Source organism: Actinopolymorpha cephalotaxi (genome assembly GCF_013408535.1).
GTDB classification, from domain to species: domain Bacteria; phylum Actinomycetota; class Actinomycetes; order Propionibacteriales; family Actinopolymorphaceae; genus Actinopolymorpha; species Actinopolymorpha cephalotaxi.
In genome coordinates this window covers 6,249,460-6,263,512 of sequence record NZ_JACBZA010000001.1, presented here as the reverse complement: position 1 = coordinate 6,263,512, position 14,053 = coordinate 6,249,460, and the positions used below count along the sequence as shown (strand labels likewise).

The 14,053-nt window shown below is 66.7% G+C and carries 13 protein-coding genes; 4 read left to right on the top strand and 9 right to left on the bottom strand.

Annotated features, from left to right (window positions below):
* Window positions 1-486: 486 nt before the first annotated feature.
* On the bottom strand, window positions 487-1,302 hold the full coding sequence (locus tag FHR37_RS27895; protein WP_092889650.1) for a class I SAM-dependent methyltransferase: 816 nt from the start codon (window positions 1,300-1,302) through the stop codon (window positions 487-489).
* A gap of 92 nt (window positions 1,303-1,394) precedes the next feature.
* On the opposite strand from FHR37_RS27895, the gene FHR37_RS27890 reads away from it, so the two are divergent.
* Both FHR37_RS27890 and FHR37_RS27885 read left to right on the top strand, forming a co-directional pair.
* On the top strand, window positions 1,395-1,895 hold the full coding sequence (locus FHR37_RS27890; protein WP_092889653.1) for a GbsR/MarR family transcriptional regulator: 501 nt from the start codon (window positions 1,395-1,397) through the stop codon (window positions 1,893-1,895).
* A 10-nt stretch (window positions 1,896-1,905) separates the two neighbouring features.
* Window positions 1,906-2,757 (top strand): phytanoyl-CoA dioxygenase family protein, encoded by an 852-nt coding sequence (locus FHR37_RS27885; protein WP_092889656.1) that lies wholly within the window; start codon window positions 1,906-1,908, stop codon window positions 2,755-2,757.
* 15 nt (window positions 2,758-2,772) lie between these two features.
* On the opposite strand, the gene FHR37_RS27880 is transcribed toward FHR37_RS27885, so the two are convergent.
* Complete coding sequence (locus FHR37_RS27880) at window positions 2,773-4,464, bottom strand: DUF4091 domain-containing protein (RefSeq protein ID WP_092889659.1); 1,692 nt, start codon at window positions 4,462-4,464, stop codon at window positions 2,773-2,775.
* A gap of 97 nt (window positions 4,465-4,561) precedes the next feature.
* The gene (locus tag FHR37_RS27875; RefSeq protein ID WP_092889662.1) at window positions 4,562-5,461 is read right to left on the bottom strand and encodes a LysR substrate-binding domain-containing protein; all 900 of its coding nucleotides are present in this window, start codon (window positions 5,459-5,461) and stop codon (window positions 4,562-4,564) included.
* 88 nt (window positions 5,462-5,549) lie between these two features.
* Between FHR37_RS27875 and FHR37_RS27870 the strand changes: the two genes are divergently transcribed.
* Window positions 5,550-6,554 (top strand): aldo/keto reductase, encoded by a 1,005-nt coding sequence (locus FHR37_RS27870; RefSeq protein WP_092889665.1) that lies wholly within the window; start codon window positions 5,550-5,552, stop codon window positions 6,552-6,554.
* Window positions 6,555-6,569: 15 nt separating this feature from the next.
* Here FHR37_RS27870 and FHR37_RS27865 read toward each other — a convergent pair whose 3' ends face one another.
* Window positions 6,570-7,445, bottom strand: a complete 876-nt coding sequence (locus FHR37_RS27865; RefSeq protein ID WP_092889668.1) for a M23 family metallopeptidase — start codon at window positions 7,443-7,445, stop codon at window positions 6,570-6,572.
* Window positions 7,446-7,915: 470 nt separating this feature from the next.
* Between FHR37_RS27865 and gvpJ the strand changes: the two genes are divergently transcribed.
* Window positions 7,916-9,136 (top strand): gas vesicle protein GvpJ, encoded by a 1,221-nt coding sequence (gene gvpJ, locus FHR37_RS27860; protein ID WP_092889671.1) that lies wholly within the window; start codon window positions 7,916-7,918, stop codon window positions 9,134-9,136.
* A gap of 25 nt (window positions 9,137-9,161) precedes the next feature.
* Here the strand turns inward: gvpJ and FHR37_RS27855 are convergent, their stop codons facing one another.
* The 5 genes from FHR37_RS27855 to FHR37_RS27835 all read right to left on the bottom strand — a co-directional run bounded on the left by FHR37_RS27855 (window position 9,162) and on the right by FHR37_RS27835 (window position 14,048).
* Window positions 9,162-9,677 (bottom strand): GNAT family N-acetyltransferase, encoded by a 516-nt coding sequence (locus FHR37_RS27855; RefSeq protein WP_092889674.1) that lies wholly within the window; start codon window positions 9,675-9,677, stop codon window positions 9,162-9,164.
* A gap of 70 nt (window positions 9,678-9,747) precedes the next feature.
* Window positions 9,748-10,656, bottom strand: a complete 909-nt coding sequence (locus FHR37_RS27850) for a carbohydrate ABC transporter permease (protein ID WP_092889677.1) — start codon at window positions 10,654-10,656, stop codon at window positions 9,748-9,750.
* Window positions 10,653-11,552 (bottom strand): carbohydrate ABC transporter permease, encoded by a 900-nt coding sequence (locus FHR37_RS27845; RefSeq protein WP_175542820.1) that lies wholly within the window; start codon window positions 11,550-11,552, stop codon window positions 10,653-10,655. The genes FHR37_RS27850 and FHR37_RS27845 overlap by 4 nt, the downstream gene beginning before the upstream one ends.
* A gap of 28 nt (window positions 11,553-11,580) precedes the next feature.
* Window positions 11,581-12,915, bottom strand: a complete 1,335-nt coding sequence (locus FHR37_RS27840; RefSeq protein ID WP_092889680.1) for an ABC transporter substrate-binding protein — start codon at window positions 12,913-12,915, stop codon at window positions 11,581-11,583.
* Between the two features lie 377 nt (window positions 12,916-13,292).
* A complete protein-coding gene (locus tag FHR37_RS27835; RefSeq protein ID WP_092889683.1) occupies window positions 13,293-14,048 on the bottom strand; it encodes a FadR/GntR family transcriptional regulator in 756 nt (251 codons plus the stop codon).
* Window positions 14,049-14,053: the final 5 nt, after the last annotated feature.

The window sequence follows — 14,053 nt, the reverse complement described above, 5'->3', positions numbered from 1 at the left end:
CTGCCGATCGATCGCCGCAGCAGAGTACGCACGCTTCCACGGGTAGACCCAGAAGGTCCCGGCTTTCCGCGTCAACGGGATCTTGTCGGGCCGGAAAGCTGTTCCGGTGGTGGAGAGGCGTGAATCCACTTCGATCGAGATGAGCTGGTCGTTCGAAGCCTGCATGGATCCCTTGGCTCGCCCGAAGGCCGCTGAGTTGCCGAGGAGAACCGTGCCACGCTTGGCGCTTGCGGTTTCGGGTCGTACGCCGGACCACAGGAGCCTGCTCGTGTCGCTGTCTCCGAGATACACGCGCACGGACTCGAGGCTGTCGTCGGAGCAGGTCCCGGCGTGCACCTCGAGTCCGTCCGGGCCCCTCGCAACGCCGATCTGAGGTGGCATGGGATCCGCCATGAAGCACGAGGACAGGCCCAGGAGAAGACAGGCCGCCACCGTCAGCCGCAGCACAGGCACGTGCCTCACGGAGCGGAGCCTACTGTCGGCGTGTCAGAAGCGGAATCGTACGATGCGGACGGACCGTTTCATGCCCGGCAGCAGGTTCAGGAGGCGGTACATCCGGCGTACGCTCGCGGGCGCCTTGGCCATCAGCACCGGCGAGTCGTTCATCGGCGCCTCGTCGACGTACTCCAGCCGCGGGTGCCAGTCGGCCAACGCGGCCGGGTCGTCGAAACCGCTGTGGAAGCGGGTGCCGTACCTGCGCAGGGTGGGGTCCCACTTCGACGTTCGCCATCCCATGACCGACACCAGGTCGAGCTGGATCTGACCCATGGGGAAGGCGTCGACCACGCTGGTCACCAACCGCCGGACCTCGGCCTCGGTGAGGTACGGCACGAGCCCCTCGGCGATCATCAGCACCGGCCGGCCGCGGGGAATGCGGTCCAGCCAGGCCAGGTCGGTGACGCTGGAGCCGATCAGGTTGTAGTGCTCGCGCGGCGGCAGGAATCGCTGCCGTAGTTCGATGGTGGACGGGTAGTCCAGGTCGTACCACTCGACGGTGGCGGGCGGATCGATCCGGTACACCCGCGCATCCAGGCCGCAGCCCAGGTGCAGGACCACGGCATCGGGGTGGTCGGCGAGGAAGCTTCGGGCCCAGTCGTCGTGGGCCTTCGCGCGTACGACGGCGGCCAAGCCCATCTGGCTGGTGCCGAATCTGCGCTTGTCGTAGTCGGGGTCGAGCCCCCGCATCGCCTGCTCGGCGTACTTGTCGCCGAGGATCGGGTCCGGCAGTCGGTTGTCCAGTGCCTTGGCCCGCAGGATGGGGCTGAGGGTCTTCTGCACGCCGACGAGTTCGGTGTCGTTCACGCCAGTGACGCTACTCTTACTTCACGAATTTCGTGAAGTCCGTGACACGATCAGTCTGTCGATGGTCGAGACCAAGGGAAGGAGGTGCGGCGATGAGTGCGGACGAGGCCGACGTCGTCGTCTTCCGGGAACGGTTCGCGCAGATCATGGTCGAATCCGGCATGCCCCGGATGGCCGCGCGGGTGTACGCCGCGCTGATGGTCGCCGACTCCGGCAGGCTGTCGGCCGCCGAGCTCACCGAACGCCTGGGTGTCGGCGCATCCGCGATCTCGGGGGCGGTCAAGTACCTCGTGCAGGTGCGGCTGGTCGAACGCGGCCGCGAGCCCGGCAGCCGGCACGACTTCTGCCGGATCCACGAGCACACCTGGAGCCACTTCATCAGTCAGTCCGACCCCGTACTGGTCCAGGTGCAGGCCGGCGCCGACGAGGGCATCGCGGTCCTGGGTCCGGACTCCCCCGCAGGGCGGCGGATGGACGAGACCAGCCGGTTCTTCGCGTTCCTCCGCGAGGAGATGAAGCAGTCGATGGTCAAGTGGCGGCGACTCCAGGCGGCCGAACGCGAGACCGGGTCTCCGACCGGTTCCCGACAGTAGGAAGGGCTGAATGCCCGTCGTACTGGAAGATGGACAGGTCACGCAGATCGGATCCCGTCATGAGCGTGCGGCCAAGGTCCGGCCGGGTACCGGGCGCAAAAACCAGCGAAAGGACCGCGGAGTGAGTTCACCAGCGCCGACCATGGACGAGACCCCCTTTCTGAACGGTCAGCAGGTCGCGTCATGGCATCGCGACGGCTTCCTCGTGCTCGACCGCCTCATCGGACCGGAGACGACGGCCGCACTGCGCGGTGCGTACGACGACCTCCTGACCCGTCAGGACACCAACCCTTCGGACCGCATGCTCGGCGGCATCACCCGCCAAGTCATGCTGCCGGCGCGGGCACACCCGCTCTTCGACCGCAACCCGGCCGTCGACAACGCACTCGTGCTGGCCCGGCAACTGTTCGGAACGGATCAGCTGGTACGAACCTTCGACATGCTGATCTACAAGCCGCCCGGGCATCCGCACGTCACACCGTGGCATCAGGACTTCGCCTACGGCGCCATGCCGTTCGCCGACGCGGGTAGTCAGATGCACGATCGGTCGATCCAGTTCTGGGTGCCCCTGGACGATGTGGACACCCAGACCGGCTGTATGCAGTTCGTTCCGGGGCGCCACGACGGACCGCACCTCGAGCACTACGTGGCATCGGGCAGCCCTGAAGACGAGGGACGGTTGCTCGCCCTCACCGACCCCACTACTCAGCTCGATCTCTCGCGCGTCGTCGTGGCCGAGATCCCGGCCGGCGGCTGCACCATGCATGCGCCCGGGACCCCGCACTTCACCGGTGCGAACCACTCGGCCGACCGGCCGCGGCGAAGCTACATCTTCAACATCGGGGTCCGCTCCGCGGAGTAGACCGTGCCAAGACCACTACTTCGGTCCGGCCATGGCGGCCGCGACCAGCCGGTTGATCTGTTCGCGCGTACGCCGGTAGTGGTTCGGGTCGTAGCTGTACGCGTCGAACCTGAGCGGCCCGCCGTTGCCGTCGGTGTCGATGAGGCGCATCACCGCATCCTTGCCCGCGACGTCGCGCAGCGCCTGCATCGCCCGGTGGTCCCGCATGGCCGCCGCGAACACCTTGAACCTGATCGAGTCCAGCGGCTGACCGTTCGGACCCGGATAGACGATGAAGGGGTCGCCGGCCGGGAAACCTCCACCGGCACAGGTGTCCTGGAAGGGATCGACGTGCGCGCGTGAACCGACCGTGTTGTAGAAGTTGAAACCCCAGTGCAGGAAGCCCGCCACGTCGAACGCGAACAGCTGGTGCCCGAGGACGCGGTTACGCAGCGAGGGCAGGCCGATGAAGCGGTTGGCGACGTCGCGTTGCTGGGAGACGCAGTAATACACCCACAGGTCGTCGATCTTCGCGTCCAGGAAGGGCCCGATCGCGTTGGTGGCCACCACAGGAATCGGCACCACGCCGTTCTGGTAGAAGGCGAAGTCGCTGAGGGCGTCCACGATGGTGCAGCCGGCGAGCAGGTCGGCGATCACCGCGCGCGCAGCCTCGTAGGTGGCAAGCGCCTTCTCCCCGTGCGGCTCGTCGGACACGTGGTAGATAACCTCGCCGGACCACTGCGCGGCCAGGAACTCCCGCAGCTCCGGCACGAGCTGCGAGAGCAACTCGCGGTATGCCGGGTCCGTGGCGGCCACATGCCAGCCGAACCTGTGCACGGTCGTGCCGTCTTCCTCGACGTAGATCGCCGGAGTCGCCTCGGCTCCCCACTGGGTGAAGAAGTGCGCGATCTCGACCTGTGCCAACCGGTGCTTGCGGCACAGCTCCAGCCAGCGGCCGAGCTTGTCGAAGCCGAACGAGTACCGTCCGTCGGAGTAGCTGATGTCGACAAGCTGCACAGGCGTTCTGGTGGTGCCGCGCGCGGTGTCCAGCGGCGGGGTCCACACCGGGGTGAGCACCGACGTCGCACCCATCTCGGCCGCCCGGCCGAGAAAGTTGTCGATGGCGTTCCAGTGCTCTTCGCCGAAGACCGGCACGTCGTAGTAGTGCGCCAGTCCGTCGCAGTGGAACCAGTGAGTGTTGACGATGTCCAGCGGCGGAAGCTCGTACGGGAAGACCTCGAACTCGACCGCGTCCTCGAAGAGCGGATCGCCGTCGGCGGTGCGCGCCGAGATCGTCAGGTCGTGAACTCCGGCATCCGCCGCGTCGTCCACCCGCACGTCGATCCACACTGCTCGCCAGTAACCGAACAACGGCATGACCTCGCCGTCCACCACCGGTCGGAGCAGATCCGGATACAGGCCTGGTGCCTCCCGGTCGTACCGATCGTCGTGGAGTCCCGGATAGGCCATGGTGGTGCAGGGGACGAGTTCGACCGTGTGCAGGGTCGCGAACCGGCTCGCGTCTCCTGACAGTTCGAAGACGATCGGCCGAAGGTCCGGAGAACGTCCGTCGAGCGGCGGCCTGAACGCGACCTGCACGGACCCGGTCTCACCGAGGAAGAGGCTCTGCGAGATGGACCGGTCGAGTGGACGCGGATCGCCGTCGGTGTAGACCTTCTCCAGCGAGTCGGTGGTGACGAAGGACCACTCGGTCGATGTCCTGCCCATGATGGTTGTCGCTCCCTCGCCGGCGGACAGCGCGCGGACGATGATCGCGCTGGCGTGTCACATCGTAGGTCAGCAGCTACGAGGCTCGCGCCGGTGCTCAGCCAAGGCCCTGGGTGGTAAGGAACCGCGCGAGTGCCGTCGACGGGTTGTCGGGTGACCACGCAAGGGCGAGGTCCCAGGTGGGAAGGTCGTCGGCAAGCGGTCGGAAGGCGATGAGTGCGGGATCGATCGGCGGGCCCGGGCTGATCATGATCGAGATGCCGAGGCCCGCTGCGACGAGCGCGACGAGAGTCGCGGCGTCCTTGGGATGTTGTACGACATCGGGCATGAAGCCTGCTCGCAGGCAGGCCTCGACGATCACGTCGTACCCGCTGGAGCCCGCTTCCGCGGCGTAGAGCAAGAACGCCTCACCGCGAAGATCGGCGAGCGCGATCCTGTCCTGGTCGGCGAGAGGATGGCCGGCCGGCAACACCGCGAGCATGTCGTCGTGGGAGAGGACGCTCGTCCGTAGGCCGTCGAGGACGCCCGGATGCTTCCGGGCGGACGGTTGCTGCGGCCGAAGCAGTCCGACATCGAGCGTTCCAGCGCGTAGCGCCGCGATCTGTCGAAGCGTGGTCATGGCTTGTACGTCAAGTCGTATGCCGGGGCTCTGGGATCGAAACGGTCCGGCGATCCGGGGCAGGGCATCGTAGGTGGCGGACTGGACGTATCCCAGCCGCAGGGTGCCGACCTCACCGCGCGCCGCCCGCTGGGCGTCGCGCTTCGCCTTGTCGGCCCGTTGCAGGATCTCGCGAGCCTCGGCGAGGAACACCTCACCGGCAGACGTCAACGCCAACCGTCGCCGTGCCCGACTGAACAGCTCGACCCCAAGATCGCGTTCGAGCGCGGCGATCTGGCGGCTGAGGGTGGGCTGGGCAACGTGCAGGCGTCGCGCCGCCTGGCCGACATGCATGCCATCGGCCACGGCGACGAACGAGCGAAGCTGGTGAAGTTCCACGACGCGACGAATGATGCCGTACAGGTATCAAGATTGTCCACTACTTTGCATTGGACGCATGAGCCGGCTGCGCATAGCGTCACCACGCATGGAACAACGCTTTCTCGGCCGTAGCGGCCTGCGAGTGTCCGAACTGTGCCTCGGCACCATGACGTTCGGAAACGAGACCGACGAGAAGACGGCGCACCGGATGCTCGACACCTTCGCCGAAGCCGGCGGGACATTCGTCGACACCGCCAACGGCTATGCCGACGGGAGGTCGGAGGAGATTCTCGGCCGCTGGATGGCGCGGCAGTCGCGAGACGACCTGGTGATCGCGACGAAGGTCTACCACCGCGTGGGATCCGGACCCAACGACCGCGGGGGCGGGCGTAAGCACATCATTGCGGCGGTCGAGGCGAGCCTTCGTCGCCTGCGTACCGACTACATCGACCTCTACCAGACACACGTCCTCGACGAGAACACGCCACTGGAAGAGACCCTCTCCACGTTGGACATGCTCGTGAGGAGCGGCAAGGTGCGTTTCGTCGGGGCCAGCAGCTACCCGGGCTGGCAACTGCAGAAGGCGATCGATCTCGCCGGCCAGCGCGGCTGGGAGGCATACGTCTGCCTGCAGCCGCTCTACAACCTGCTCGATCGTGACGCGGAGTGGGAGCTGATACCCCTCTGCCTGTCCGAGGGCCTGGGTCTGATCGCCTGGAGTCCCTTACGCATGGGCTTTCTCTCGGGCCGCTACCGAAGGGGGATGCAGGCACCGCCGCACGCCACCCGCATCGAGCGGCTGAACGACAGCGGCGACCCGATCTGGAACCACTACGGCACCGAGCACACCTGGCGGGTGCTCGACGTCGTGGAAGAGATCGCGCGGGAGACAGAAAGGTCGATCGCCCAGGTCTCGCTGCGGTGGGTGTCACAGCGGCCCGGAGTGACCGCACCCATCGTCGGTGCACGCACGTTGGAACAGTTGGAGGACAACCTCGCGGCTGCCGGCTGGTCACTCACCGACGAGCAGATGGGACGGCTGAACGCCGTCAGCGAGCACCGGCTTCCCCACCCGTACGACGTCCTCGCCTGGGCCCGCACCCGTCCATGAGCAAAGCGCGCTGTCTCAGCCGCAGTTGTTCCTGCTGGTGACCACCACGTCGTCCGTGGACTCCGTGAGCGCGTACTTCGTGCCCTGGATGATCAGCGGGATCTGGATCTCGTCCGGCGTCGATCCGCGACCGTCGCCGTTCTCGTCGAAGACCTGCTCGTAGTGCAGGTGGGCGACATCGGTGTTGACCGAGCCGACCTCGCCGATCTTCTGGCCCTGTGCGACCTTCTGGCCCTCGCTGACAGCGAAGGTGGGCATGTGGATGTAGACCGAGTACCAGCCGCCGCCGTGGTCCAGTTCGATCAGCCCGGAGTTGGGTGAGATGTGGTCGACGACACCCGGCGCGGACGCGAGGACGTCCTGTCCGCGCGTGGTCCCGTCCTGGTAGAACCAGTCGATCTTGCCCTGCTCGGGGTTGTGACCCGCGTAGGTCGTGGCGCGCCAGCGCTGCCCGCACCTGAACGGCAGCTGGAAGTTCGGCCTGCCGTCGGCCAGCCGGACGGGCGCGGCCGCCGGCTTCGGTTGCGGTTTCGGCTTGGGCTGGGGCTTGGGTTGGGGCTTGGGTTGGGGCCTGGAGACCGCTTTCGGCTTCGGCCTGGGTTTCGGTGTGGGGGTTGCGGTCCTGGTCGGCTTCGATGTGGGCCTGGCCGTACGAGTAGGTGTGGGCGTGGGAGTCGGGGGCAGCGTGCTCGCCATCGCCATCTCCGTCACGGTCGGCAGCGGGGCGCGCACCCCACCCCGATTCGGGCGGTGGGTGACGACTCGCTGGCTCGGGGTCGGCTCGTACAGCACCTTCGCCTGCGGCTCGACGGAGGCGAACACGTGCGAGTAAGTGAAGGCGCCGCCGGCCGCGAGCGCGACGCTTGCCCCGGCGGTCGCGGCAAACAGCACTTTCCGCTTACCTCTGTGGGCGGGAGCCGGTCTCCGCCGGGTCATCGAACGAGCTCGGTGCGTAAACCCCCGTAGAACAAGCTCGTACGCAGAACGTCGTTGTGATCTTTCACGCCGTCACCTCATGGGTTGGGGTTGCGCGGAATGTGGGGACACGCCCCCGCGACGGTCGTGCGAATGGCATCTTTACCGAAAATGTCAGATCTTGGCCGGTAAGGTTCCGGACTCGGCCACCACATCGCTTCCCCGCGACCGATCGATTGCTCTGCGTCAAGCAGCCATTGACAGGTCCGATCTCACCCGCCGGAGAGGTCTGCCGCCGGCGCACTCGCTCTGCGTGCCGGTGCCCACGCGTGATCCAACCCCTATGGGTGTTTTCTTGATCATGTGGAAGGGTGAGCACACGTTGATTCGACCCGAGCCGTTCGGGGAGCGGTCCGGAGTGACATAGGCCGTTGGAGGTCGCACTCATGGCTGCCGTGTACGCGCAGAACATCAGCCGCGCGCCCCGACCACACAGGCTCGCCGAGGTCGTCGAAGCCGTGCTCCACAAGGGCATCGTCATCGAAGCGAACCTGCGGGTGGCGGTCGTCGGCGCCGAACTCCTCGCACTCGAGACGCGTGCGGTGATCGCGAGCATCGACACCTACATCCGGTTCGCCGAGGTGGTCAGCCGGCTGGACTGGGGGCGTCAAGAAGACGTTGCCGGCATGCCGGTCGGCGCGATGCGCGGCGCCACGCCGCTGGCCGCCGCCGACCGGACCGTACTCGTCTCGAAGGACGGCGATGCCGGTGACGCGGACGCCGGGGAGGAACGGAAGCCCGTCGACCGGCCGCTCGACGGGCGGTACGAACTTCGCGGGCTGCTCGGCCACGGCGGGATGGCCGAAGTGTGGGACGCCGCGGACAACCTCCTCGGCAGGTCGGTGGCCGTCAAGATTCTGCGCAGCCACCTCGCCGTACAGCCGGAGTTCCTCGCACGTTTTCGTCGCGAGGCGCGGTTGGCGGCCGCCCTCAGCCACCCGTCCATCGTCGCCGTCCACGACACCGGTACGACCCACCACGGAGGGGTCGACGTTCCGTTCATCGTCATGGAGCAGATCGAGGGCACGACCCTCAAGGAGGTGGCCGCCGAAAGCGGCCCGCTTCGGCCCGGGCGCAGCCTGGAGATCCTCATCGACGTCCTGGACGCGCTCCAGGCCAGCCACCGGCACGGCATAGTCCATCGAGACGTCAAGCCGGGCAACATCATGGTCACCACGTCGGGCGCCATCAAGGTGATGGACTTCGGTATCGCCTGCTCTCCCACCGAGCAGACCGGCCGCCTGACCGACCCGGCCGCGATAGTCGGCACCGCCCAGTATCTGTCTCCCGAACAGGCTGCCGGACGTCCGATCGACAACCGCAGTGACATCTACGCGGTCGGCTGTGTGCTGTACGAACTGCTCACCGGAGTTCCTCCGTTCACGGGCCCCACTCCGTACGAAGTCGCCTGCCGCCACATGCACGAGGAACCGCTCGCTCCGTCGGTTCTCCTTCCGGGCCTCCCGCCGGAGTACGACGCGATCGTGCTGCGCGCCCTGCAGAAGGATCCCGACCGCCGCTACCAGTCCGCGGCCAGCATGCGCCGCGCGATTTCACGTGCCCTGACGTCGAGCATCGGCGGCCGGGCAGAGCACGTCCCCGGCTGACTACCCAGCCGGTGCGATCCGCGGGTCACGCCACGTCGAAGGCCTCGGCGAACGTGAACGTGCCCCGGACCGTGGGCTCGTACGCGGTCAACGTGCGTACCTGAAAGGCCTCCCCCCAGGCGGGATCCGGTGGCGCGATCCCGAAGTCCGTGCCGGTGCTGAAGCCGTATCGGCCGTAGTAGACCGGGTTGCCGACCAGGGCGACGAATGGTTCGCCGACAGCATCCGCCGCACCCAGCAGAGCGTGCATGAGGGCAAGCCCGACGCCGCGACGTTGGTGGTCGGGGTGCACGCTGATCGGGCCGAGGCCAAGAGCAGGCACTGCGCCGACGTACCCCCGGGTGCACACCGCGTGCCCGAGGACCTCCTCCTGTGCGCCGATCGCCACCAGGGACAGCGGCGGCAGCCAGGCGGGGCTGGCGCGTAGCCCGTCGAGAATTCTCACCTCGACAGGAGCCGGCGTGTCCGGCTTGGCGAACGCGGCTCCCGTGACAGCCCCTACGGCAGGCACGTCGGCCGCCGTCTCGCGTCGGATCAACATGAACACACCTTGGAGCGCCGGACAGCGAGGCCGCAACCCGAATAGCGAGCACCCGCGGAGCTTCGGGGGATCAGCCCTTCAGCCCACTGTTGGCGACGCCCTCGATCACGTAACGCTGCACCACGACGTAGAGAATCAGCACCGGGACGGCGGCCACGGTCGCTCCGGCCATCACCACCGGATAGTCGGTGGTGTAGGCCCCCTGGAGGGTGGCGAGGCCGGGTGCCAGCGTCATCTTGTTGGGACTGAAGAGCACGAACACCGGCCAGATGAAGTCGTTCCACGCACCGAGGAAACTCAGCACCGCAAGCGTCACCAGCCCGGGCTTCGAGAGCGGCAGCACGATCCGGGTGAAGATCGTCCACGAGTTCGCGCCGTCGATCAGGGCGCTCTCCTCCAGTTCGCGAGGGATCGACAGGAAGAACTGGCGGAGGAAGAAGACGCCGAACGCGCCGGCCGCACCCGGCACCACCAGTGCCCAGTAGCTGTCCAGCCAGCCGAGCGTGCTCATCGTGAGGTAGTTCGGCATGAAGAAGATGAAGCCGGGAACGAAGAGCGTGGCGATGAGTACGCCGAACAGCAGGTTACGGCCGGCGAACTGCATCCGGGCCAGCGCGTAGGCCGCCGCCGACGCCACCGCCAGGGTGAGCAGCATGTGCAGCACCGACACCATCAGCGAGTTGAACAACCACGTGTAGACAGGGTTCGCGGCGTCGTCGAAGATCACCCTGTACGCCCGCAGGGTCCACTCGCTGGGCAGCACCCGGATCGGGATCGAACGGGCGTCGGACTCGGTCTTGAACGTCGTGAGCACCATCCACAGCAACGGCAGCACGAAGATCAGCGAGATCACTGTCATCGCGACGTACGTCAGCGGCCCTACCCTGCTTCGGGAGTAGCCCCGCTGGTGAGCTCGCCGGCCGAGTTCGGTGGACGCGGAGCCGGATGGGCCGCTGGTGATCAACTTGGTCATCGTCATGACGGCTTCCGCTCCCGCATGATCAGGAAGTTGGCGATGGAGATGAACGTCAGGGCCAGCGCCAGCACGTAGCTCATCGCCGCGGCGGTGCCCATCCGGAAGCCGCGCAGGCCCTCGTTGGTCATCGCCATGATCGCCGTCGTGGTGCTGTCGCCCGGGCCGCCTCTGGTCAGGATGTACGGCTGTCCGAACAGGTTCGCGCTGGCCAGGATGGTCGTCGTCACCACGAACAGGAAGATGTTGCGCAGGCCCGGCACGGTCACGTGCCGGAACCTCGCCCACCGGCCGGCGCCGTCAAGCTCCGCCGCCTCGTACAGCTCTCCGGGCAGACCCTGCAACCCGGCAAGGAAGATCACCGCGTTGAAGCCGATCGTCCACCAGATCGTCGTGACCACGATCGTGATCCAGGCCTGCGGCTGAGTGGTCAGCCAGGCGACCTTCGGCAGCCCGACCCCGCTCAGGATGCCGTTGATCAGCCCGACCTCGGGGTCGAAGAGGTAGCCGAAGAGCAGGCCGACCACCGCGACCCCGAGTACGAACGGCGTGAACACGACCGCACGAAAGAACGTGCGGCCGGCGAACTTCTGGTTGAGCAGCAGCGACAACCCCAGCGGGATCGTCACCAGGAACGGCACGCTGATCAGCACGAACAGGAAGGTGTTCTTCATGCCGTTCCAGAACGGATGGAAGATCACCGAGCTGGAGTCGAGCAGGTCGAGGTAGTTCTGCAAACCCACCCATGGCTTGCCCGGCAGCATGAAGTCCCAGTTGTGCAGGCTCATCCAGACGCCGAAGACCGCGGGTCCCACCACGAAGGCCAACAGCAGCACGACGTACGGTGCGACGAACAGGTATGGCGTCAGCGGGCGGTGGTGCCGCAACCCGGTCCGGCTCATGGTCGCGGCTCCCGATCGCCTCGTCTGCTCATCCGCTGTACTTCTTCTTGTTCGCGGTCAGGATCTGGTCGCCCTTCTGGGCCGCGTCCTGCAGGGCCTGCGCGACCGGCTTCTTCCCGGTCACCGCGAGGCTGACGGCCTTGCTCCACTCGGGATCGGTGTCACCGGCGCCCGGCACGTTGGGCGGGAAGTGGGCCCAGTCGATCATCTTCTCGAACTGCTTCACATCGGTGTACTTGGAGAACTCCGGCGACTCGCGGACGGACTTGCGCGCCGGCACCATGCCAGCCTCGGCCCACCCGACGGAGTTCTGGCTCATCCAGTTGACGAAGACACGCGCCGCGGCCGCCTTGTTCTTGTCCTGGTTGGCCTGGCGCGGCAACGTGAAGCAGTGCGAGCCCGCCCACGTCTGCTGCGCCGAACCGAACACCGGGATCGGCGCACAGCCCCAGTCCAGGCCCTTTGCCTCCTTGCACGGGGTGACCATCCACGGACCGACGATCATGAAGGCGGCCTTGTTGTTGCTGAAGGAGACCCAGTCGCCGTCGGCGGCGGCGTTCTTCGGCGAGTAGCCGTCGTCGATCAGGCTCTTGAAGTAGCTGATCGAGTCGATCGCGGGCTGATCGCCGAAGCCGGTCTTGGTGCCGTCGTCGTTGATCATGTAGCCGCCGTTCTGGAAGATCATCGACTGCGCCACCAGGCCGCCGATGCTCAGGGCGCTCACCCAGTAGCCCTTGACGTTCTTGGACCTGCACTTGTCCAGCACCGCCATGAACTCGTCCTTGGTGGTCGGCGGTTTGGCCGGGTCGGCGCCAACCTGGGTCAGCACCTTCTTGTTGTAGTAGAGGCCTGCCGGGTGGATGTCCAGCGGGATGGCGTACTGCTGGTCCTTGTAGAAGGTCGCCTTCCAGACCAGCTCGGCGTAGTCGCCAGCGGTGAGCCCGAGACCCTTCACCACGTCGTCGAGCGGCTGGACCACGCGGCGGGCGGCGTTGGTGGCGATGTCGGCGGTGTGCATCAGGCAGATGTCCGGGGCGCGACCACTCTGCACCGCGGCCGGCAGCTTCTGGAAGAGGTCCGCCCAGGCGATCGACGTGGTGGTGATCTTGATCTTCGGGTGAGCGGCCATGAACTTCGCGGCCAGCTTCTTCATCACGGGGCCGTCGCCGCCGGTGAGGCCGTTCCAGTACTGCAAGGTCACGGCAGGCCCGTTGTAGCCCTCGGCACCGCCCTTGCCCTGCGCGGGTTCCTGACCCGGACCGTGACTGCCACCACAGCCGGACAAGGTGAGTCCGGCGCCGACAGAGGCGGCGGCGCCGAGCAGGGTCCGGCGACTGAACCGCACCGGATCAGCAGTGGTCATCGTTGTCCTTTCGAAGGGTCAGCGGCTGCGAGTCGAATGCCGGGGCACGACGCCGGCGGCAGGGTGACGTTCACCTGGTTGCTGGCGAGGACGCGGACGGCGTCCCGGGGACGCTCGCACCGAGTTCGCGAACCAGGGCGGCGACATGGTCGCGGAAGAAATCGACTGGTCCTACGGAGAAGGCTGGATCGATCGTGGAGGGCACAGTCACCGGCGACTCCTGAATCGGAATTCAACGATGTAACCGCGGTGCCGGAAGTTTGCTACAGGCCAAATGCGCTGTCAATGACTCGGCGACGGCAATATTGGCCAGCTTCGTACGCCCGTTTCCGGCACGTCGCTGCCGCGGATTTGTTGTCCACAACGCCCCAAGCGCATTACCCGGCGCTCGACGACCATCGCCGAAGTAGTTGGTCCCGCGACGTGGACAGGTGAGTACGCATGGCGTCAGCCGCGCCATCGCCGTCCCCGGCGCGCAGCAGGTCGTAGACGGCTTGATGGTCTTCCTGCGCTCTTGCCAGAGCACCGGGGTTGGTGTTCGTCATCCTCCGGCTCGTGCGCAGCGGCAGCTCGATCGAGGAAAGGATCGATCGCGCGATCAGGTTGTCCCCGTTGCGGTTGATGACGGCGTGAAACTCGACATCGTGCAGCAGATACTGCTCGGAGTCGGCGACCTCCTCGGCCATGTGCAGTAGTAGTTCACCCAACCGACGGAGGTCCTCCTCACCGATCCGGGAGGCAGCCGACCTGGTGAGAGCGGGTTCGAGGAGCTCCCTGACATCCATCAGGTGCTCGAACACCTCAGGTGTGGGGTGGGTCTCCAACGTGGCGGACAGTACGAGGGGGTCCAGCAGATTCCACGCGTCCGTCGGTTGCACCACCGCGCCACGCCCCTGCCGGATGCTGATCATGCCGCGGCTCTCGACGAACTTGAGCGCCTCCCTCAACACCGTGCGGCTGACCCCGAACTCCTCCTGCAGTTTCGGCTCCGGAGGTAGCCGCTCACCTGCCGCCACATCTCCTCGGGCAAGCGAACGCACGAGTTCTTCGGCAACGACATCACCGAAACGTTGCGGCCGAGCCACCGGTCTTCTGCCGGAATTCGATCCCACGGGAATCACTCTCGGCGGCATCGTCC